The organism is Blastococcus sp. URHD0036 (assembly GCF_000701365.1).
Taxonomy (GTDB): domain Bacteria; phylum Actinomycetota; class Actinomycetes; order Mycobacteriales; family Geodermatophilaceae; genus Trujillonella.
The window spans coordinates 1-21187 of the sequence record NZ_JNIK01000002.1 but is presented as its reverse complement, the minus strand read 5'-3'; the positions used below and the strand labels follow the sequence as shown (position 1 = coordinate 21187).

Below are 21187 nucleotides of genomic sequence, written 5' to 3'. Positions count from 1 at the left end.
CTGCGAGGCACCATGACCGGTGAGACCAGCGGCGGGCTCGCGACTGTGGTGCCCCCGTCGCCGCTACGGCCGATGGAACTGCTGCGGATCCGGCCGTTCGCCGTCCTCTACGTGAACGCCACCGTGATCTTCCTCGGCGTGATGGCCCAGACCATCGCCCGGGGATGGCTCGCCTTCGAGCTGACCGGGTCCAACGCCGCGCTGGGCGGCGTCCTGCTGGCCTTCGGCGTCGCGATGCTGGTGGCGACCCCCTGGGGCGGGGTCGCGGCCGACCGGCTGCCCAAGCGGCTGGTGCTCCAGGTGTCGATCGGGATGCTCGCCGCCTCCAGCGCCTGGATCGGGCTGGCGGTGGCGTTCGACGTCGTCCAGTACTGGATGCTGCTCGGCTCCTCGATGATCCAGGCGGCCGCGTTCGCGCTGTTCGGGCCCGCCCGCATGGCGTTCCTGGCCGAGGTGCTGCCGGACGGCTCGTTGCCCGGCGCCGTCTCCATGCTCCTGGTCAACAGCGAGATCAGCCGAGTGGTGGGGCCCGCGGTCGCCGGGGTGCTGGTCGGGTCGGTCAGCTTCGGCATCGAGATGGTGTTCCTCGCCAGCGCCGTGCTCGCGGCGGTCGGCCTGGTCATGACCGGTGCCCTGCCGGCCGGGCGGGGGAGCGACGAGGGGCCGACGACGTCACCGTGGGAGGAACTGGCCGACGGGTTCCGCTACGTGGCCGGCCGGTCGGAGCTGTCGGCCCTGCTGCTCTGCGGCTTCGGGGTCGTCATGGCCGGGATGCCCTACCTCGCCTTCCTGCCCACGGTCGCCAGTGACCTGTTCGGGCTGGGGTCCGCGGGCTACGGCGTCCTGTCCGCGACGTCGGCGATCGGAGCCGTGACGGTCGGCGTCTTGATGAGCAGGCGGTCGTACCGTGGCTCGCAGACCAGGGTCTTCGTCATGGCCGGCTTCGCGTTCGGGCTGGGGGTCGGTGCGCTCGCGCTCGCCCCGGTGTTCTGGGTCGCCGTTCTCGTCCTGCTGGCCATCGGCGGGGCCAGCCTCGCCTTCCAGACGGCCAACCAGTCCCTGCTGCTGGGCCTGTCGGACATGGCCTACCACGGCCGGATCCAGGGCCTGATGATGCTGAGCTTCGGGGCGTTCGGCATCGCCGCGCTCCCGCTGGGCGCCCTCGCCGACGCGGTGGGGCTGCGCTGGGTGCTGGGCGGGATGTGCGTCGTCGTCCTGACCGTGATGGCGGTCTTCGCGCTGTTCACCCGCGGCCGGCTGGCCCGCGAGGACGTGCTCCGCGACCTCGGCTAGCGGGCGGGCGGGCGCCAGTCGACCCCGGGCAGCGTCGCGGTCCAGGACTCCACGATGCGGCCGCCCTCGAGCCGGTGGATGGTCAGCCACGTCACCACCGACATCTCGCCGGTGTCCAGGTTGATCCCCCGGGTGGTCGCACGGGTCCACACCCGGTCGCCCTCGGCCACCTGGTCCTCGACGGTCGTGGACGCGTCGTGCAGCAGCCGCCAGGCGGACGCGAGCTCGCGCTTGAACTCCTTGCGGCTCACGGCGCGGGTCCCCGCGGAGGAGTGCCGCACGTAGGGCTCGCCGATCAGCTCGTCGACCACCGCCGGGTCACGCCGGTGCCACAACCCGTCCCAGTAGCGGGCGACGACGTCCCGCGGCTCCGACTCCACGCCGGGAGCCTAGGGGCTCCCGGCGCGGGGCCGGCGGGGTGCTCAGCCGGCGAAGGGGTCGCCGTGGATCTCCTCGGTGCTCAGGAAGATCGGCGCGTTGAACGAGTCCTCCGGGTCGGTCATCAGGAGGGTGTCGCGGAGCCGGGTGGAGCGGACGCCCTGCTTGGTGAGCCACGCCTCGGCGGAGTCGAGGTCGGTGACCTTGAACCGGAGGCTGTAGATCATGTTGCCCCACTGGGCGACGTGGCGGCCGAGGTCGGAGTCGGCCGACTGCGGCTCGGCGATCTGCAGGAGGCAGTCGCCCAGCTGGAGCGTGGCGTACTTCGCCTGCAGGTCGGGGTCCACGCCGTGCTCGATCGGGATGGCCTGGAACTCGTCGACGTAGGTCTCGACGGCCTTGTCCAGGTTCTTCACGCCGAGGGTCACGTAGGTGAAGCGCTCGATGGTGAGCGGGTGCGACTGCCACATCTTCTGCAGCGACGACCAGGTCTCCTCGTCCCGCGGGTCGTTGGGCATGTCGTGCATGCACAGCTCGACCATGAGCCCGTAGGTGTCGCGCGGGCTCGGGTAGCAGTAGCCGAGTTCGGGCGTCGCCTTCTCGACCTTCCCGCCGCCGGGACGGCCGATGTAGATGCCCTGCGACACGAGGCGGTCGACCAGCCCACCGAGGTCGTCGACCTTGTAGCCCACCGAGTGCAGGTGGGTGCCGAACTTCGTGAAGAACTTCCCGACCGGCAGCTCCGGGTTCACCGGGTGCGCCGGCGCCATGGTCTCGATGCACAGATCCGAGATCATGAGCAGCGTGGCGTGCCGGTCCTCGACCTCGAGGTAGTTCGGCTCCTCGATGCCCATGTAGACGAAGCCGCCGAAGACGCGCTCGTAGAACTCGCGGAGCTTCTGGGCGTCGTCGGCCATGTGGACGACGTGCACCATCTGACCGAGGCCGAAGTCCCCGGTGACCTTCACCTGCTTCTTCACTGCTCGTTCCTCTTCCTCGTCGTGAGCTGGTCCGTCGTCGCCGGTCGCGTCGCGGAGCGGTGGTCGTGTGCGTGCGCCCCGGAGCCGCTCAGGCGTCGGCGGCGGCGAACCACTGCAGGTCCGGCGGGTTGTCCGTGGTGTCCATGGCGTCGGTCATGCGCAGCCGCCCCGCGGCGCCGGCGGCGCCGAGCTGCCCGGCCGCGGTGGCGACGTCGGCGTCCCCGAGCTCGTACACCGCGAGGTACCGGGGTGCGCCCCCGCCGCCCTGCAGGTCGACCTGCCGGTAGCGGTGCACCGCCGTGATCGACGGGATGGCGGCGCGGACGTCCGGGATGTGGATCCCGTCGTACCACTTCTCGTAGTCGGCGTCCCTGCCGGGCGTGGCGCTGCTGTAGGCGATCATCAGGCCCTGGGCCATGGCGGTGCTCCTCGGGGTGCCGGGGTGGGAGGGGGACCCCGCGCGGCCGAGGACGGCCCCGCGGGAGGCGGTACGGGGACTCAGTGGCGGAGCACGGCGACCTCGACGGTGCCGGCGGGAGCGCCCGGTCGCGCGACGGGCGGCCCGGGATCCGGGCGGGGGCACAGGGCCACGGGGGGTCCGGACGACGGCACGGCCCACCTCGCTGTCCTGACCAGGCGCCCGCCTGCTCCGGAGGTGGCGCTCTCCCGAAGGTAGACGAGCAGGTGGAAGATCGTAAATACTTCGAACCGACGACGTGGGTCACACTGCGTCGCCTCGCGGCCGGCCCCGACCGGTGCTGTGCCGCCCCCCGGCTGCCGCGCTCCCGCGCGGGGAGCCCCGAGCGTTCGGAGTCGCCGGTGTCGATGGAGTCGGAGCGGCTGACGGTGCTGCCCCCGACGCCCCGGCGTCCGGGGGTGACGAGCGCGGACGTGGCACGGCTGGCCGGTGTCTCGCGCTCCACCGTCAGCCACATCCTCAACGGGCAGGTCACCCGCTTCTCCGAGGAGACGGTGGAGCGGGTGCGGGAGGCCGTGGCCCAGCTCGCGTACGTGCCGTCGGCGGCCGGCCGCTCGCTGGTCCTCGGGCGCAGCGACCTCGTCGTGCTCGCGGTGCCGAACACCACGCTGACCAACGTGCAGGACATCATCGAGGCGATCGCCGCCGATCTCGACGACGTCGGCTACAGCGCGGTGGTGCACTTCGACCGGGGTGGTGGTCCTGCGGGCAACCTCAGCCGGCTGCGTCACCTCGTCGAGACGCTGCGGCCGGCCGGTCTGGTGGACCTCGGCAGCCTCTCCCCGGCCGACCTCGATGCTCTCGAGGAGCAGGGCTGCCCGGTGCTGTCGCCCCGGCCCCGGAACGTGCACGGGGTGGACGAGGGGAACTTCGCGATCGCCCGCGCCCAGGCCGAGCACCTCATCGAGCGGGGCTTCCCCGAGCTGGCCTACGCCTACCTCGACGACCGGCGCGACGACCCGTTCGGCCGGATGCGCGCGACCGTGGTCGCCGACGTCTGCGCCGAGGCCGGGCTCCCGGAGCCGGCGAGGATCAGCGTGCCGCTGCGTGCGGCCGACGCCCAGACCGCGGTCTGCGACCTCCTGCGGACGCGGGGCCGGCCCGTCGGGATCGCCTGCTCCAACGACGAGGTCGCCGTGGCGGTCACCTTCGCCGCGCTGGCGCTCCGGGCGGCGGTCCCCGGGGACGTCGGGGTGGTCGGGGTCGGTGGGGGCAGTGTCGGGCAGCTGGTGGAGCCCCGGCTGAGCACCGTCACCTTCGACGTCCGCACCTCGGTGAGCTCGATCCGGCAGGCCATCCGGCAGGCCCTGGGCGGGAGCCAGGAGCCGGCGGTCAACGACTTCGACGACACCTTCAGCGTGCTCCAGGGCGCGACGACCTGACCTCCGCGGTCCGGCGGCCGACGGCCCTACCGAGCCGTTTCCGGTAACGCTGGCACAAAGTGCCACGTGACCGTTGACACGTGTCACCGGGCTCCGTACGGTCGCCGTGGCCGGGTGATCCGGCCCACAGCGCCGGGTCTCCCGGCGAGGTGCGCGCTGGCGAGGAGGCTGGCCGATGTGGGCAACTGAGGACTACGACGTCGTGGTCGTCGGGTTCGGCACGGCCGGTGCGGCCGCCGCCCTCGAGGCGGCCCGCTCGGGTGCCCGCGTCCTCGTCCTGGACCGCCGCGGCGTCCGCGTCCGGCCGGTCCTGCCCACCACGCCCGGCCGGGAGCGGGCGCTCCGGGTCGGTCGCCGGCTCCGCTCGCGCCGTGGCCCGGCGGTGCCCTCGCCGGCCGCGCTGCGCGCCGACGCCGTGGCCGCCGGGGTCGAGGTCCGCCGGCACACGGCGGTCCACGAGCTCGTCGTCGAGGGCGGCCGGGTGACCGGTGTCGGCTTCGCCGCCGTGGACCCGCGCAGCGTGCCGGGTGCCCGCTACTGGTGGCTGGACCGGCTGAGTACGTGGGCCGCGCGACCGTCCGCGCGTCTCTCGCGCATGCTGCGCCGTACCGCCGAGTCGGTCTGGCACGACGCCGCGACGGTCGGCACGGTCTCCGCGCCGGCAGTGGTACTGGGCGCCGCCCGTGCCGAGTGGGACTTCGTCGGACCGGCGGTCTGGGCGGCCGGCGTCGTCCCGCGGCCCGCCGTCGGCGCGGTCCGCCGCCGGCTCAGCCTGGTCGGCACCAGCGCCTCCGTGCCCACCCCCGAGCTGCAGGTGCGGGCCTGGTGCGCGCGCGAGACCGGCGCCGGCACCTGCGCCGAGGCGCTGGCCGAGCTCCGGGTCGACCCGGCGACCGGCCAGCTCTCCGTCGGCGACGCCGGTGAGGTGCCCGGTCTGTACGCCGCCGTGGCGGAGCTGACCGGGCCCGCCCCGCTGCTCCCCGAGGCCGGTGCCCTGCAGGCCGCGGCCGGTCGGCGGGCCGGACGGGCCGCCGCGGTGGGCCGGCCCCGCCGCGGCCACCTGCGCTCGGTCGGCTGAGCCGTCCGGGCCGGCGGATCCGCCGGCCGGTCAGCTCCCCGGGCTCAGCGACCGAGGAACCGCGGCTGCCGGTTCTGCCGGAAGGCCGCGATCCCCTCGTGCAGGTCGTCGGTCGTCATCGTCACCGGCTGGGCCATCGCCTCCCACTGCAGGGACGCCTCCAGCCCCGCGGCCGCCTGCTCCAGCCCGGTCTTGGTCAGGCGGGCGGCGATCGGTGCGGCCTCGGCGAGGCGCTCGGCGACCGCCAGGGTGTGCGGCAGCACGTCGTCGGCCACCTCGGTGACCAGGCCCCACTCGAGCGCCTCGGCCGACGCGACCTCGCGGCCGGTGAAGAGCATCTCGCGGGCCCGGGAGACCCCGATGGCCTCCGGGAGCAGCCAGGTCGCGCCCATCCCGCCGTGCGTGCCCCGGAAGATGAACGGCGTGCTGAACCGGGCACCGGTGGCGGCGAAGCGCAGGTCGCAGGCGAGGGCCAGGCACACGCCGGCCCCGACGGTGGCGCCGTTGACGGCTGCGAGCACCGGGAACGGCAGCTGCCGCGGACGCAGCCAGCTGCGGTAGAAGGGCAGCATCCGGTCGCGCAGCCGGTCGATCGTCACGTCCTCGCCGGACCCCTGGTCGAGCCAGGAGAGGTCGGCGCCGGAGCAGAACGAGCTGCCCTCGCCGGTCACGACGACGACGCGGGTGTCACGGTCCTCGGCGATCCCGTCGAGGGCGCGGTTCCAGGCCACGGTCATCTCCGCGGTCATCGCGTTGCGCACGCCGGGCCGGTTGAGCGTCACCAACCGGACGCCCTTCGCCGGTTCGGTCACCAGCACCGCGCTGCCGGAATCGGCCGCCATGAGTCGTCCCCTTCTCTGTCGAGAGCGGGCAGGACCCTACGTCAGCGGACCCGGCCCACGAGCGCGGAAGGGGCCCGTGCCAGTGGCACGGGCCCCTTCCGGGTGAGGTCTGGAGCTACCAGGTGAGGAGGGCGGCCGACCGCGAGGTGTCGTCGCCGACCGCGGCCTTGAGGACCGGCCGCTCGGCGCGGTCACCGGTGCCCTCGCCGTCGCTGCTGACCAGGCGCGGCCCGGGGGCGAGCAGCCACATCTCGTCCATGAGCGACCGCAGCACCTCGCGACGCAGGGAGTAGAAGTAGTTGCGGCCCCGCTTGCGCACCTCGATCAGCCCGGCCTGGGTGAGGATCTTGGTGTGGTAGCTGATGGTCGGCTTGGAGACCGGGAGCGTGTCCTCGAGGACGCTGCAGGCCAGTTCCTCCTGCTGCGCCATCTGCTGCACGATGTTCCACCGGATGGGGTCTCCGAGTGCCTTGAAGACCTCCGTCGCTGCGACGGCTTCACGGGTCATGACGCGGGCCCCTCCGGATCTCGCTCACGCTCAGTAGTTCAACGAATGTCAATCTAACGCTTCGGCGTCGTCATGCCCACCCGCTTGTGCGGTGAACCGTCCCACAGACCGGGTTCATTCCAGATTGGACCCCCGTTCGGGGCTGCGCTCAGTCCTCCACGGTCCAGGTGTCCGCACCGCGCAGCACGGACTGCAGGTCGGGGCCGCCCGCCCGCTCCGCCGTCGCCCGGGCCGCGCCGACCTGCGCGCGCACCGCGTCGTCGTAGGTCGTGCGCTGCACGTCCCGGAAGACGCCGGTCACCGTGTGCGTGAGGTCCTGGTCCGACAGCCGGGACAGCGCGAAGGCCAGGTGCACGTCGCCCGCGTCGTGGACGACGACGTCGGCCGGGTCGACGTCCGCCGCCTCCGCGACCCGCAGGCCGAAGCCCTCCCGGACGACGGCGAACGTGCCGAGACCGTCGTCTCCCACCGGGCCGAAGCGGATCGGCTCCCCGTCGGTGAGCTTGATGAGCCGCTGCGGCGCGGTCTCCGGCGAGCGCAGCACGTCGAAGGACCCGTCGTTGAAGATCGGGCAGTCCTGGAAGATCTCGACCAGGGCGGTGCCGCGGTGGGCGGCGGCCGCCTGCAGGACCGCGGTCAGGCCCTTGCGGTCGGAGTCGATCGCCCGGCCGACGAAGGTCGCCTCGGCGCCCAGGGCCAGCGAGACCGGGTTGAACGGGTGGTCGACCGAGCCCATCGGGGAGGACTTGGTCACCTTGCCGGTCTCGCTGGTGGGGGAGTACTGGCCCTTCGTGAGGCCGTAGATCCGGTTGTTGAACAGCAGGATCTTCAGGTTGACGTTGCGGCGCAGGGCGTGGATCAGGTGGTTGCCACCGATCGACAGGGAGTCGCCGTCGCCGGTCACCACCCACACCGAGAGGTCCGGGCGGGCCACGGCCAGGCCGGTCGCGATCGCCGGCGCCCGGCCGTGGATGGAGTGCATCCCGTAGGTGTCCATGTAGTACGGGAAGCGGGAGGAGCACCCGATGCCCGAGACGAAGACGGTGTTCTCCCGCTTGATGCCCAGCGTCGGCATGAAGGAGCGGACGGCGGCGAGCACCGCGTAGTCACCGCAGCCGGGGCACCAGCGCACCTCCTGGTCGGAGGTGAAGTCCTTCGCCGTCTGTGGCGCCTCCGCCTGCGGGACGAGGTCCAGGCCGCCGAGCTGCGGCATGCCGAGGTCGATGCTCACGAGTGGGCTCCGGGGATGTGGGTCAGGAAGACGTCCTGCAGTTCCTCGGCCTTGAAGGGCTGGCCGGTCATCTTCGTGTAGCTCTGGGCGTCGACGAGGTAGCGGGAGCGCAGCAGCGAGGCCAGCTGCCCGAGGTTCATCTCGGGCACGAGGACGGCGCGGTAGCGGCCCAGCACCTCGCCGAGGTTCGCCGGGAAGGGGTTGAGGTGGCGCAGGTGCGCCGTCGCCACGTCGCGGCCCATCGCCCGCACCCGGCGGGCGGCGGCACCGATCGGGCCGTAGGTCGAGCCCCAGCCGAGCACCAGCAGCTCCGCGGCCCCGCCCGGGTCGTCGACCTCGAGGTCGGGCACCGGGATGCCGGCGACCTTCGCCGCCCGCAGGTGGACCATCCGCTCGTGGTTGGCCGGGTCGTAGGAGATCGACCCGGAGCCGTCGGCCTTCTCCAGACCGCCGATGCGGTGCTCGAGCCCGGGCGTGCCGGGGACCGCCCACGGGCGGGCGAGCGTCCCGGGGTCACGGAGATAGGGCCAGAACGCGCCGGAGCCGTCGGGCGCGTTCGGCTCGGTCGCGAAGGCCGGGTCGACGGTGGGCAGCGCGGCGACGTCGGGCACCTGCCACGGCTCGGACCCGTTGGCGAGCGCACCGTCGGACAGCAGGATCACCGGCGTCCGGTGGGTCACCGCCATGCGGACGGCGTCCAGGACGGCGTCGAAGCAGTCGCCCGGCGTCTGCGGGGCGATGACCGGGACGGGGGACTCGCCGTTGCGACCGTGCAGCGCCTGCAGGAGGTCGGCCTGCTCGGTCTTCGTCGGCAGCCCGGTCGAGGGGCCGCCGCGCTGGACGTCGATGACGAGCAGGGGCAGCTCCAGCGCCACGGCCAGGCCGATGGTCTCGGCCTTGAGGGCGACGCCGGGGCCGGAGGTGGTCGTCACCCCGAGCCGCCCGCCGAACGAGGCACCGAGGGCGGCGCCGACGCCGGCGATCTCGTCCTCGGCCTGCACGGTCGTGACGCCGAAGGCCTTGTGCCGGGAGAGCTCGTGGAGGATGTCGGTCGCCGGGGTGATCGGGTAGGACCCGAGCAGCACCTCGAGGCCGGTGACGTGGGTGGCCGCCACGATGCCGTAGGCCAGGGCCGTGTTCCCGGTGATCTGGCGGTAGGTGCCGGCGGGCAGCTTCGCCTTGGCGACCTCGTACACGACCGCGAACGCCTCGGTGGTCTCCCCGTAGGCGTGCCCGGCGCGGAAGGCGAGCACGTTGGCCTCGGCCAGGTCGGGGCGCTTGGCGAACTTCTCGCGGAGGAAGCGCTCGGTGCTCCCCTGCGGGCGGGAGTACATCCACGACAGCAGGCCGAGGGCGAACATGTTCTTCGCGCGCTCGGCGTCCTTCTTGGACAGCCCGGTCGACTCCAGCGCGCCCCGGGTGAGGGTGGCCATGGCCACGCGGTGCACCTGGAAGTCGGCGAGCGAGTCGTCCTCGAGCGGGTTGCCGGCGTAGCCGACCTTGGTCAGGTTCCGCGGGGTGAACTCGTCGGTGTTGACGATGACGATCCCGCCCTTGGGCAGGTCGCCGATGTTCGCGCGGAGGGCCGCGGGGTTCATCGCGACGAGCACGTCGGGCCGGTCGCCGGGGGTGAGGATGTCGAAGTCGGCGAAGTGGACCTGGAACGAGGAGACCCCCGGCAGCGTGCCGGCGGGAGCGCGGATCTCCGCCGGGTAGTTCGGCAGCGTCGACAGGTCGTTGCCGAAGCTGGCGGTCTCCGAGGTGAACCGGTCGCCGGTGAGCTGCATGCCGTCGCCGGAGTCGCCGGCGAACCGGATGACGACGCGGTCGCGGCGGACGACCGTCGGCTGCGACGGGCGCCCGGGGGCGTCGCCGGTCGGGGGTCGGGTGTCGGTGGACGTCATGAGGGGAGTTCGTCCTCGTTCCGGGGGCAGCGGCGGCAGCCGGTGACACGTGTCACCGGGCGGCGGGCACGAGTAACGCACAAGCTTCGATGGATTGACAAGCTTCTTCACCCCGTGGTCTCCTCGCCGAGGGTCTGCCCGGGCGCGCGCAGCCGTGGCCGAGCCGCCGGCCGGAGGTGTTCCGGCCTCCTGTGCAGGGGTCCACCTCGACCCCGCGACGGCGGCTCCCCGGACGACAGGCCCACGACGTGGAACAGGAGAACCGGTGGAGCTCGAGCTCACGGCGGACCAGAAGCTCTTCCAGGCCTCGGCCCGGTCGTTGCTGGAGAAGGACCACTCGCTGGACCGGCTCCGCCGGCTCGAGGCGGGGGAGGTGCCGTGGGACCGGGACGCCTGGCAGCGGGGTGCCGAGCTGGGCTGGGCGGCCACGATCGTCCCCGAGGAGCTCGGCGGCGGCAGCGTCTCCGGCGAGGGCATCCGTGACCTGACGCTGCTGGCCGAGGAGCTCGGCTCGGTGGTCGCCGCCGGGCCGTTCCTGCCGGTCAACGTCGTGCTCGCCGGGCTGGTCGCCGCCCACGGCACCGGCCCCGACCACTCCGCCGACATCGAGGCCCTCGTCTCCGGCGAGCAGATCGCCACGTGGGCGGTCTACGAGCCCGGCGGCCAGTGGGCCCCCGACGCCGCGCACGTGACGGCGACGGCCACCCCCGACGGCTGGCGCCTGGACGGGACGAAGGACCGGGTCGAGGCGGGCACCGAGGCCGACCTGCTGCTGGTCACGGCCACCACCCCCGAGGGCGTGGCGCAGTTCCTCGTCCCCACCGCCACCCCGGGGGTCACCGTGTCCCCGCAGTGGGCGCTGGACCTGTCCCGGCCCCTCGCCGAGGTGCGGTTCGACGCCGTCGTCGTCGGCGCCGACGCCGTCGTCGGCACGCCGGCCACCACGCCCGAGGTGCTCGAGCGGCAGCTGCAGGTCGCCCTGCTCATCCAGTGCGCCGAGCTGTGCGGCGGGCTGGACCGGATGTTCGCCGTCACCCTGCAGTGGGGCTTCGACCGGTACTCCTTCGGCCGGCCCCTGGCGTCCTACCAGGCGCTCAAGCACCGCTACGCGGACATGCGCACCTGGCTGGAGGCCTGCCACGCCACCACCCAGGCCGCGGCCGAGGCCGTCCAGGCCGGCTCGCCGGACGCCGCCCAGCTGGTCAGCGTCGCGAAGTCCTTCGTCGCCGAGCGCGCCCAGTGGATCCTGCAGGACTGCGTCCAGCTGCACGGCGGCCTCGGCGTCACCTGGGAGCACGACCTGCACCTCTACCTGCGCCGTGCGACGTCGGACCGGGCGCTCTACGGCACGCCCGAGGACCACCGCCGCCGGCTCGCCGACCTCTCCTCCCTCTGACCCCGCTGCTGCGAAGGGCTGATCTGTGATGACGACTGCCGAGATGGAGAGCGTCGAGTCGTTCCGCTCCCGGGCCCGCGCCTGGCTGGCCGACACGATGCCGCGCCTGGACGAGAACGCGGCGCTGCCCGCCCTGGGTGACGACGACGAGGAGTGGGTGCGCGCCCGCGAGCTGCAGAAGACGCTGTACGCCGGCGGCTTCGCCGGGATCTGCTTCCCGCAGGAGTACGGCGGCCTGGGCCTGAGCCCCGCCCACCAGCGGGCGTTCACCGAGGAGACCGCCGGCTACGAGATGCCGGTGCAGCTCAACATCCCGACGTTCAGCATCGTCTGCGCGACGCTGCTCGACATGGGCAGCGAGGAGCAGAAGCGCGAGCGCATCTCGGCGGCCATCCGCGGCGACGAGGTCTTCTGCCAGTTCCTGTCCGAGCCCAGCGGCGGTTCCGACCTGGCGGGCCTGCTCACCCGCGGTGAGCTCGACGGCGACACCTGGATCCTCAACGGGCAGAAGACGTGGAGCACGTCGGCCTACGCCGCGGACTGGGGTCTGGGCCTGGCCCGCACGAACTGGGACGTGCCCAAGCACCGCGGGCTCACGATGTTCCTCATCCCCACGAAGGCCCCGGGCCTGCAGATGAACCGGGTCAAGATGGTCAACGGCTCCCGCGAGTTCTGCGAGGAGTTCTTCACCGACCTCGCGCTGCCCGTGGCCAACGTCGTCGGCGAGGTGAACAACGGCTGGGCCGTCGCGTCCCGTCAGCTGTTCCACGAGCGCAACGCCGTCGGCGGCGGCTCGCCCTTCGTCAGCGGTCAGGCCGGCCGTCCCCGCGCCCTCGGCGGCCAGTCGCCGTTCACCGTGGCCAAGGCCACCGGCCGGGCCGGCGAGATCGGGGTCCGGGAGCGGGTCGGCGAGTGGCTGGCCAACGAGACGGTCCAGAACCAGATGGTGGGCCGCGTCAGCCGCGCCATCGGAACCGGCGCGCTGCCCGCGCCCGGCGCCGCGCTGCTGCGCCTGTTCCACGCCGAGACCGCGCAGCGCTCGACCGACCTGTCCATGGAGATCGCCGGCGCGCAGATCGCCGCGGGCGTCGGCACGGAGGAGGGCATCACCGGCCGGGTGGGCGTCTCCTACCTGAGCCGCCAGGGTGCCAGCCTCGGCGGTGGCAGCACCGAGATGGGGCGCAACCAGATCAGCGAGCGGCTGCTCGGCATGCCCCGCGAGCAGAGCAACGACCGCGACATCCCCTTCAACCAGGTCAAGCGCGGGCGGGCGTGACCGGTACGGTCCCGCCCGGACCCGCCAGCGCCCGCCCCATCCCGAACACCCGGAGCCCCCGATGAACCTCGCGATGATCCTCGACATGGTCGCCGACGGGATGCCCGACCGCGTCCTGATCGGCAACCGGGAGGACGGCCTGACCGGGACGACGCTGCGCGCGAAGGCCACCGCGGGTGCGGCCCACGTGGCCTCGCTCGGCGCCGACCGGCTGGTCTTCCTGGGGCCCAACGGCGCCGGCTTCCCGGTCGCGCTCTTCGCCGCGACCCTGGCCGGCGTGCCGTTCCTCCCGCTGAACTACCGGCTCGGTGAGGAGCAGCTGACCGAGGTCATGAGCCGGCAGACCGCGCCGCTCGTGGTCACCGACACCCCCGAGCGGGTCCCGGGTGCGCGGACCATCGGCATCGACGAGTTCGCCTCGCTCCCGGCCGTCGACGCCGCGCCGCTGCAGGCCTACGAGATCGACTCCGAGTCCGTCGCCGTCCTGCTGATGACCAGTGGCACGACGGCGGCACCCAAGAGCGCCGTCCTGCGGCACAGCAACCTGACCGCCTACCTGTTCGGCTCGGTGGAGTTCGCGTCGGTCGAGGAGAGCGACGCGACGCTGGTCAGCGTGCCGCCGTACCACATCGCCGCGGTCGCCAACTGCCTGTCGAACCTGTACGCCGGTCGTCGCGTGGTCTACCTCGACGTGTTCAGCCCCGGTGAGTGGCTCGACGTCGTCGAGAAGCAGGGCATCACGCACGCCATGGTCGTGCCGACGATGCTGGCCCGGATCGTGGCCGAGCTGGAGTCCCGCGGCACGCAGGGGCCGGCATCGCTGCGGTCGGTGTCCTACGGCGGGGCGAAGATCGCCGCCGAGATCATCGAGAAGGCGCTCGAGCTGTTCCCGGCCACCGGCTTCGTCAACGCCTACGGCCTGACCGAGACCGCCTCCTCCATCGCCGTCCTCGGCCCCGACGACCACCGCGACGCCGTGGCCTCCGACGACCCGGCCGTGCGTGCGCGGCTCGGCTCGGTCGGCCGGGCGCTGCCGTCGGTGGAGATCCAGGTGCACGACGACGAGGGGGCCGTGTGTGCGCCCGGCGTCGTCGGCGACATCGTCGTCCGCGGCCCGCAGGTCGCCGGTGAGTACCTCGAGCAGGGCAGCAAGGTGCAGTCCGACGGCTGGTTCCCGACCCGCGACCGCGGCTACGTCGACGACGCCGGCTTCATCTTCGTCCGCGGCCGCTCCGACGACACGATCATCCGGGGCGGCGAGAACATCGCCCCCGCCGAGATCGAGGACGTCCTCGGCCGGCACCCCGCGGTGCTCGAGGCCGTCGTGGCCGGGGTGCCCGACGTCGAGTGGGGACAGGTCATCGGAGCCTTCGTGCTCCTGCGTCCGGGCAGCCGGGCCGACGAGGACGAGCTGCGCCAGTGGGTCCGGGAGCGGCTGCGCGGCTCGAAGACCCCCGACCGCGTGCTCTTCGTCGAGGAGTTCCCGACCACCCCCACCGGCAAGGTGGTCCGCCGCGAGCTGGTCGCGCTGGTCACCGAGACGAGCACCCAGCCCGCCTGAACGCCCGCGCACCTCAGCCGGTCGGCCGCTGCTCCCGAGCTCTCGGGGCGGCGGCCGGCCGGCTGTTTGCCGTGGTCAGCGCCTCGTCGGAGAGGGCGGGGGAGGCCGGGTGCCCACTGTGAGCCAGGACGCACCTGGCCCTTGAGTTCGACACTTCGATGGATATACTCCGTTTCGACTCAGGCGTGAGGGCGGTCTCCGTGACCTGCACGCCCGCACGGTCCGCGAGGACCGGGCGGGCGTCCCGACTCGCCTGACCGCCCGGCGGGTCCTGCCGGGCGGTTCCCCCTGTCGAGAAGCTGAGGTTGCATCGCGTGTTGAAGCCGATGGATGGCGTCCGTGTCCTCGAGGTCGCCCAGTTCACCTTCGTGCCCTCTGCCGGCGCCGTGCTCGCCGACTGGGGCGCGGACGTCATCAAGGTCGAGCACGCCGAGAAGGGTGACGCGCAGCGCGGCCTGGTGAAGGCCCTCGGTCACGACGTCACCGGGAAGAACAGCTTCGCCCCGATCATGGACGGCCCGAACCGCGGCAAGCGCAGCCTCGGGCTCTCCCTGGAGAAGCCGGAGGGCCGCAAGGTCCTCGAGGAGCTCGTCAAGACCAGCGACGTCTTCCTCACCAACTTCCTCCCCGAGGCCCGGCGCAAGCTGAAGATCGACATCGAGGACATCCGGGCCATCAACCCGAAGATCATCTACGCGGTCGGCTCGGCCTTCGGCTACGCCGGCGCCGAGGCGGAGAAGGGCGGCTACGACGGCACGGCCTTCTGGTCGCGCTCCGGTGGCGCCGACACCGCGACCCCGCTGGGCTACGACGGCCTGATCCAGCAGCCCGGTGGCGCCTACGGCGACAACATCGGCGGCATGACCATCGCCGGTGGCATCTCGGCGGCGCTGTTCGCCCGCGAGCGCACCGGTGAGGCGGCGACCGTCGACATCTCGCTGCTCGGCGTCGGCGCCTGGGCCGGCCAGATGAACATCGGCCTGGCGCTCATGGCCGGCGGCCCGCTGCCCAAGTTCGACCCCAAGGCGGGCAACATCTCCAACCCGCTGACCGGCACCTACAAGACCAAGGACGGCCGGTACCTCAACCTGGTCATGCTGCAGCCGGGCCGCTACTGGCCCGACTTCGTCGAGAAGATCGGCCACCCCGAGCTCGCCACCGACGAGCGCTTCGACTCGGCCGAGAAGCTGATGCAGAACTCCAAGGTCGCCGCGGAGATCGTCTCCGACATCATCGCCGAGAAGACCAAGGACGAGTGGCTCCCCGCCTTCACGGCGATGGAGGGCCAGTGGGCGGTCGTGCAGAACACCTACGAGGTCGGCAACGACCCGCAGCTGCTCGCGACCGGCAACGTCGCCGACGTCACCGACGCCGAGGGCAACCCGCGCAAGCTGATCACCAACCCGGTGCACTTCAACCGGGAGGCCCCGAAGCTCACCCGCGGGCCGCTGTTCGCCGAGCACACCGACGAGATCCTCGCCGAGCTCGGGCTCTCCGACGAGGAGGCCATCCAGCTCAAGATCGCCGGCGCCGTCACGTGACCGAGACGACTGTGCCGACGACCGACCGGGTCGGCTTCATCGGACTGGGCAGCCAGGGCGGCCCCATGGCCCGGCGGATCGTCGAGGACGGCATCGCGACGGTCCTGTGGGCCCGCCGGCAGGAGACGCTCGACGCCTACTCGGACACGAAGGCCGAGTACGCGTCCTCCCCGGCCGACCTGGGGTCGCGGGTCGACATCGCCTGCGTCTGCGTCGTCGACGACGCCGGCGTCGAGCAGGTCGTCGCCGGCGACGGCGGACTCCTGTCGTCGATGGCCTCCGGCGGCGTCATCGTCATCCACAGCACCGTGCACCCGGACACCTGCCGGCGGCTGGCCGAGCAGGCGGCGGAGAAGGGCATCACGCTCATCGACGCCCCGGTCAGCGGCGGTGGCATGGGTGCCGAGGCGCGCAAGCTGCTCGTGATGGTCGGCGGCGACGCCGAGACGCTCGAGCGGGTCCGGCCGGTGTTCGCCACCTACGCCAACCCGATCGTGCACCTGGGCCCGGTGGGCGCCGGCCAGCGGGCGAAGCTGATCAACAACCTGATGCTCACGGCCAACCTCGGCGTGCTGGAGAGCGCGTACGCGCTGGCCCGGTCGCTCGAGGTCGACCCCGAGCAGCTGAGCACCGTGCTGAGCCACGGCAGCGGCAACAGCTTCGCGGTCAACGTCCTCCGCGGTCCGGACTTCGTCCTCGGCCCGATGGGCGCCATGGCCGGTCCGCTGCTGCAGAAGGACACCCGGCTGGTCGTCGACCTGGCCCGCGCCGCCGGCGCCGAGCCGGGGACCGTCCTGACCGCGGCCGACGCGGCGCTGGACTCCATGGGCTGCCAGCGGTGACCTGCACTCCCGTGTGCGAGGAGCCGGCCGGGTCCGCCCGGCCGGCTCCTCGCCGCTGCGCCGCCCTGCTGCTGGGGGACTGACCATGCTGCCCGACGACACGAGGGTCGTCTCCGCCGACGACCACGTCGTCGAGCACCCCCGGCTGTGGCTCGACCGGCTGCCGTTGCGCTACCGGGAGGCCGCTCCGCAGGTCGACCGCGGCGCCGACGGTCGCGACGTCTGGCTGTTCGAGGGCGAGCCGGTCGCCGACTTCGGCCTCGACGTGGTGGCCGGCAAGGACCCGCGGGACATCGACCTGGCGCCGCGCGGCTACGCCGACATGCGCCCCGGCTGCCACGACATCGCCGAGCGGATCCGGGACATGGACGCCGACGGCGTGTGGGCGCAGCTGTGCTTCCCGACGTTCGCCGGCGCCGCGGGCACGACCTTCTCCCGGGCCCGCGACCCGGAACTGGCCGCGGCGTGCGTGCGGGCCTACAACGACTTCGTCCTCGACGAGTGGTGCGACTACGCCCCCGACCGCCAGATCCCGCTGGTCCTCGTGCCGTTCTGGGACGTGCCGGCCGCGGTGGCGGAGGTCGAGCGGACGGCCGCCCTCGGGGCACGGTCGGTGAGCCTGCTCGAGGCGCCGCACCGCCTGGGGTTGCCCTCGTACGGCACCGGGCACTGGGACCCGCTGCTGCGCGCCTGCGAGGAGGCCGAGCTCCCGGTCTCGATGAACCTCGGCTCCTGCGGTGCGCCGCAGGGGGTGGCGCGCGACGCCGACGCGTTCGTCAGCATCGCGCTGTTCGGCGTCGGCTCGGTCATGGCGTGCGTCGAGCTGCTGATGTCGCCGGTGTTCCACCGCTTCGCGGGGCTCCGGGTCGTGCTGTCGGAGGCCGGCATCGGCTGGATCCCCTACGTCCTCGAGCGCACCGACTACTCGTGGGAACGGCACCGCTTCTGGTCCGGGGTGGACGCCGACCGCCGGCCGTCGGAGCTCTTCCGCGACCACGTGTACGGCTGCTTCACCTCCGACCAGGCCGGGATCGACCAGCGGTACGCGATCGGCGTCGACCAGATCCTCTTCGCCGGCGACTACCCGCACGCCGACTCGAACTGGCCGCACACCCGCAAGGTCCTGGGCGAGCAGCTGGTCGACGTCCCCGACGACGAGGCCCGGCTGATCGCGGCGGGCAACGCCCGCCGCCTCTTCCGGTTCGCCGCCTGACCCGGTGCCCCACCACCCACCTCGAGGAGCACGCGTGACGCTCGGATTCATCGGTGCCGGCCGCATCGGCCGGCCCATGATCGGCCGGCTGGTCGCCGCCGGTCACCAGGTCAACGTCCTGGACCGGTCCGACGCCGCCCGCGACGCCGTCGCCGCGCTCGGCGCCGTCCCGGTGGACGACGTCGCCGCCGTGGCCCGGGGCGCACAGGCCGTCCTGCTCTGCCCCTACAGCGACACCCAGGTCCGCGAGATCGCCGTCGACGGTGACCTGCTCGACCACATGGACCCCGGCACCCTCGTCGTCGTCCACACCACCGGCAGCCCGCTCACGGCGACCGCCATCGCCGAGCGCGGCCGGGCGAAGGACATCGAGGTGGTGGACGCCCCGATCAGTGGCGGCCCGCACGACATCGAGGCCGGGGCCGTCACCCTCTTCACCGGGGCGACCGAGGCGGGGCTGGAGCGCGCACGGCCGGTGCTGTCGGCCTACGGCGACCCGATCGTGCACCTCGGCCCGACCGGTGCCGGCCAGCAGGTGAAGCTGATCAACAACGCCGTCTTCGCGGCGAACATCGGCATCCTCGCCGAGGCCGTGCGCCTGGCCGGGGAGCTGGGCCTGGACGAGGGCGCCGTGCTGCGCGGGATCACCAGCGGCAGTGGCAGCAGCCGGGCCCTCGGCGGCGCGGCCCACGCCGGCTCGATCGCCGCCTTCGGCCAGGCCGTCGGCGAGTTCGTCGGCAAGGACGTCGCCGTCGTCAAGCAGGTCGCCGCGCAGCTGGGCGTCGACCTCGGCGTCATGGACGGGCCGCACCGCGTGCTGGCCGACCTGCTGCTCCCCGAGCACCGCGCGCTGCTGCTCGCCGACGCGAGTGCCTGACCCGTCCGACCACCGTCCCGGCACCGTCGCCGTGACGCACCCCGAAGAGGAGACCCAGATGGCCAGCACCGGGACCTACGCCGTGGACCGCATGCTCATCGACGGCGAGCTGGTGCCCGCCGGCACGGGCCGCACCTTCGACAACGTCAACCCGGCGACCGAGGAGGTCATCGGCTCGGTGCCCGACGCCGACGCCACCGACGTCGAGCGGGCGATCGGGGCGGCCCGGCGGGCGTTCGACACCACCGACTGGTCGACGGACGTGGCGCTGCGCCGCCGCTGCCTCATCCAGCTCCGCGACGCGCTGCGCGCCGAGGTGGAGACGCTCCGCGGCCAGGTGATCGCCGAGACCGGATCGCCGGTGATGCTCACCCAGGGCATCCAGCTCGAGGCGCCGATCGGGTTCTTCGACCACTACATCGACATGCTCGAGACCTACGAGTTCGAGCGCGCCGTCCCGACCAAGGACCTGATGGGCACCCGGGTCGACCGGGTCATCCGCCGGGAGGCGGCGGGCGTGGTCGCGGCCATCACGCCGTGGAACTACCCCTTCTACCTCAACATCTGCAAGATCGCGGGCGCGCTGGCCGCCGGTTGCACGGTCGTGCTCAAGCCCGCGCCGGACACCCCGTGGAGCGCGCTGGCCCTCGGCGCGATCGCCGCCGAGCACACCGACATCCCGGCCGGCGTGTTCAACGTGGTCACCACCAGCGACAACTCGGTCGCCGAGATCCTGGCGACCCACCCCGACGTCGACCACGTGACGCTGACCGGGTCGACCGCCACCGGTCGCAAGGTCATGGCCGCGGCCGCCGCCACCGTCAAGCGGGTCACCCTGGAGCTCGGCGGCAAGTCCGCGGCGATCCTGCTCGAGGACGCCGACTTCCAGGCGATCATCCCGATGCTGGCCGGTGGTGTGTGCGCCCACGCCGGTCAGGGCTGTGCGCAGCTGACCCGCCTGCTGGTGCCTCGCGCGCGCTACGAGGAGGCGATCGCCATCGCCGCCGGCGTGATGCCGTACATCCCGTGGGGCGACCCCACCGACCCCGGCACCGTCATGGGCCCGGTCGTCAACGCCCGGCAGCGCGACAGCATCATGCGCTACATCCAGTCGGCGAAGGACGCGGGCGGCCGGATCGCCTACGGCGGCGAGCCGCTCGACCGTGACAAGGGCTACTTCGTCCCGCCGACCCTGATCGCCGACGTGGACCCGAAGTCCACGGTCGCCCAGGAGGAGATCTTCGGTCCCGTCCTCGTCGTGCTGCCCTACGACGACGAGGAGGACGCGATCCGGATCGCCGACAACACGATCTTCGGCCTCTCCGGAGCCGTGTACAGCGCCGACGCCGACCGCGCGATGCGGGTGGCCCGCCGCCTGCGCACCGGCACGGTCGGGGTCAACGGCGCCCAGTGGTTCGACGTCCAGTCCCCGTTCGGCGGCTACAAGCAGAGCGGCCTCGGCCGCGAGTGGGGTGCCGAGGGTCTCGAGGACTTCCTCGAGGTCAAGACCATCGCCTTCCCCGCGGTCGACTGACCGCCGGGCACAGCAGACAGACCAGAGAAGAACAGGAGACATCCCCGTGGGACGTGTTGAGGGCAAGGTCGCTTTCGTCACCGGTGCCGCTCGTGGCCAGGGCCGCAGCCATGCGGTGCGGCTGGCCGAGGAGGGTGCCGACATCATCGCGGTCGACATCTGCAAGGACATCGCGACCAACGAGTACGCGCTGTCCTCGGCGGACGACCTGAAGGAGACCGCCCGGCTCGTCGAGGCGCACGACCGGCGGATCGTCACCGTCGAGGCCGACGTCCGTGAGCGCAGCCAGCTGGCCGCGGCGCTGGAGCAGGGCATCGCCGAGCTCGGCAAGGTCGACGTCGTCGTCGCCAACGCCGGCATCATGCCGCTGGGTGGCGAGCCCAAGCTGCAGGCCTGGACCGACGTCGTGGACACCAACTTCCTCGGGGTCGTCAACGCCGTCCACGCGGCGCTGCCGCACCTGCCCGACGGTGCCTCGATCATCGCGACCGGGTCGGCCGCGGCGTTCATGACCGGCGCCGGCATCGCGCAGGCGGGGGAGGACCCGGGTGGCGCCGGGTACGGCTACGCCAAGCTGCAGCTGTCGGAGTTCATGCACGAGATCGCGCGCAACGTCGCCCCCCGGATGATCCGGGCCAACGTGGTGCACCCGACCAACTGCAACACGAACATGCTGAACAGCGCCCCGATGTACCGGGCGTTCCGGCCGGACCTGGAGAACCCGACCCGCGAGGACGCGCTGCTGGCCTTCCCGGCCCAGCAGCTCCTCCCGATCCCCTACGTCGAGCCGATCGACATCAGCAACGCGGTGCTCTTCCTCGCCTCGGACGAGTCCCGCTACGTGACCGGTCTCCAGCTCCGCGTGGACGCCGG

Annotated in this window: 19 protein-coding genes; 12 read left to right on the top strand and 7 right to left on the bottom strand. The window is 72.8% G+C overall.

The window, feature by feature from the left end:
- The first annotated feature begins 72 nt into the window (after nt 1-72).
- Nucleotides 73-1293, top strand: a complete 1221-nt coding sequence (locus tag N555_RS0101435) for an MFS transporter (RefSeq protein WP_029429723.1) — start codon at nt 73-75, stop codon at nt 1291-1293.
- Here N555_RS0101435 and N555_RS0101430 read toward each other — a convergent pair.
- The 3 genes from N555_RS0101430 to N555_RS0101420 form a co-directional block, all read right to left on the bottom strand.
- On the bottom strand, nt 1290-1673 hold the full coding sequence (locus tag N555_RS0101430) for an ester cyclase (protein WP_029429722.1): 384 nt from the start codon (nt 1671-1673) through the stop codon (nt 1290-1292). The genes N555_RS0101435 and N555_RS0101430 overlap by 4 nt on opposite strands.
- Before the next feature lie 42 nt (nt 1674-1715).
- On the bottom strand, nt 1716-2651 hold the full coding sequence (locus tag N555_RS0101425; RefSeq protein ID WP_029429721.1) for a VOC family protein: 936 nt from the start codon (nt 2649-2651) through the stop codon (nt 1716-1718).
- An 88-nt stretch (nt 2652-2739) separates the two neighbouring features.
- Nucleotides 2740-3069, bottom strand: coding sequence for a hypothetical protein (locus N555_RS0101420; RefSeq protein WP_029429720.1), 330 nt, complete (start codon nt 3067-3069; stop codon nt 2740-2742).
- Between the two features lie 407 nt (nt 3070-3476).
- Here N555_RS0101420 and N555_RS0101415 point away from each other — a divergent pair, with 407 nt between their 5' ends.
- Nucleotides 3477-4511 (top strand): LacI family DNA-binding transcriptional regulator, encoded by a 1035-nt coding sequence (locus N555_RS0101415; protein WP_051683541.1) that lies wholly within the window; start codon nt 3477-3479, stop codon nt 4509-4511.
- 175 nt (nt 4512-4686) lie between these two features.
- Nucleotides 4687-5589 (top strand): FAD-dependent oxidoreductase, encoded by a 903-nt coding sequence (locus N555_RS29035; protein ID WP_029429718.1) that lies wholly within the window; start codon nt 4687-4689, stop codon nt 5587-5589.
- A gap of 44 nt (nt 5590-5633) precedes the next feature.
- Here the strand turns inward: N555_RS29035 and N555_RS0101405 are convergent, their stop codons facing one another.
- The 4 genes from N555_RS0101405 to N555_RS0101390 form a co-directional block, all read right to left on the bottom strand.
- On the bottom strand, nt 5634-6431 hold the full coding sequence (locus N555_RS0101405; RefSeq protein ID WP_029429717.1) for an enoyl-CoA hydratase/isomerase family protein: 798 nt from the start codon (nt 6429-6431) through the stop codon (nt 5634-5636).
- A 115-nt stretch (nt 6432-6546) separates the two neighbouring features.
- On the bottom strand, nt 6547-6939 hold the full coding sequence (locus tag N555_RS0101400) for an ArsR/SmtB family transcription factor (protein WP_051683540.1): 393 nt from the start codon (nt 6937-6939) through the stop codon (nt 6547-6549).
- Nucleotides 6940-7087: 148 nt separating this feature from the next.
- Nucleotides 7088-8170 (bottom strand): 2-oxoacid:ferredoxin oxidoreductase subunit beta, encoded by a 1083-nt coding sequence (locus tag N555_RS0101395; RefSeq protein ID WP_231502564.1) that lies wholly within the window; start codon nt 8168-8170, stop codon nt 7088-7090.
- On the bottom strand, nt 8167-10074 hold the full coding sequence (locus tag N555_RS0101390) for a 2-oxoacid:acceptor oxidoreductase subunit alpha (RefSeq protein ID WP_029429714.1): 1908 nt from the start codon (nt 10072-10074) through the stop codon (nt 8167-8169). The genes N555_RS0101395 and N555_RS0101390 overlap by 4 nt, the downstream gene beginning before the upstream one ends.
- A gap of 265 nt (nt 10075-10339) precedes the next feature.
- On the opposite strand from N555_RS0101390, the gene N555_RS0101385 reads away from it, so the two are divergent.
- The 9 genes from N555_RS0101385 to N555_RS0101345 all read left to right on the top strand — a co-directional run.
- The gene (locus tag N555_RS0101385; protein WP_029429713.1) at nt 10340-11470 is read left to right on the top strand and encodes an acyl-CoA dehydrogenase family protein; all 1131 of its coding nucleotides are present in this window, start codon (nt 10340-10342) and stop codon (nt 11468-11470) included.
- Between the two features lie 28 nt (nt 11471-11498).
- Nucleotides 11499-12746, top strand: coding sequence for an acyl-CoA dehydrogenase family protein (locus tag N555_RS0101380; protein ID WP_029429712.1), 1248 nt, complete (start codon nt 11499-11501; stop codon nt 12744-12746).
- A gap of 61 nt (nt 12747-12807) precedes the next feature.
- The gene (locus N555_RS0101375; RefSeq protein ID WP_029429711.1) at nt 12808-14307 is read left to right on the top strand and encodes a class I adenylate-forming enzyme family protein; all 1500 of its coding nucleotides are present in this window, start codon (nt 12808-12810) and stop codon (nt 14305-14307) included.
- A gap of 314 nt (nt 14308-14621) precedes the next feature.
- Nucleotides 14622-15848, top strand: coding sequence for a CaiB/BaiF CoA transferase family protein (locus N555_RS0101370; RefSeq protein ID WP_034508293.1), 1227 nt, complete (start codon nt 14622-14624; stop codon nt 15846-15848).
- A complete protein-coding gene (locus N555_RS0101365; RefSeq protein ID WP_197028870.1) occupies nt 15845-16690 on the top strand; it encodes an NAD(P)-dependent oxidoreductase in 846 nt (281 codons plus the stop codon). The genes N555_RS0101370 and N555_RS0101365 overlap by 4 nt, the downstream gene beginning before the upstream one ends.
- Before the next feature lie 85 nt (nt 16691-16775).
- The gene (locus N555_RS0101360) at nt 16776-17903 is read left to right on the top strand and encodes an amidohydrolase family protein (RefSeq protein ID WP_029429708.1); all 1128 of its coding nucleotides are present in this window, start codon (nt 16776-16778) and stop codon (nt 17901-17903) included.
- Nucleotides 17904-17937: 34 nt separating this feature from the next.
- Nucleotides 17938-18780: an NAD(P)-dependent oxidoreductase gene (locus N555_RS0101355; protein WP_081865892.1), complete on the top strand. Its 843-nt coding sequence runs from the start codon at nt 17938-17940 to the stop codon at nt 18778-18780.
- Between the two features lie 58 nt (nt 18781-18838).
- Nucleotides 18839-20314, top strand: coding sequence for an aldehyde dehydrogenase family protein (locus tag N555_RS0101350; protein WP_029429706.1), 1476 nt, complete (start codon nt 18839-18841; stop codon nt 20312-20314).
- A gap of 46 nt (nt 20315-20360) precedes the next feature.
- On the top strand, nt 20361-21187 hold an 827-nt coding region (locus N555_RS0101345; protein WP_029429705.1), incomplete at its 3' end, for a mycofactocin-coupled SDR family oxidoreductase.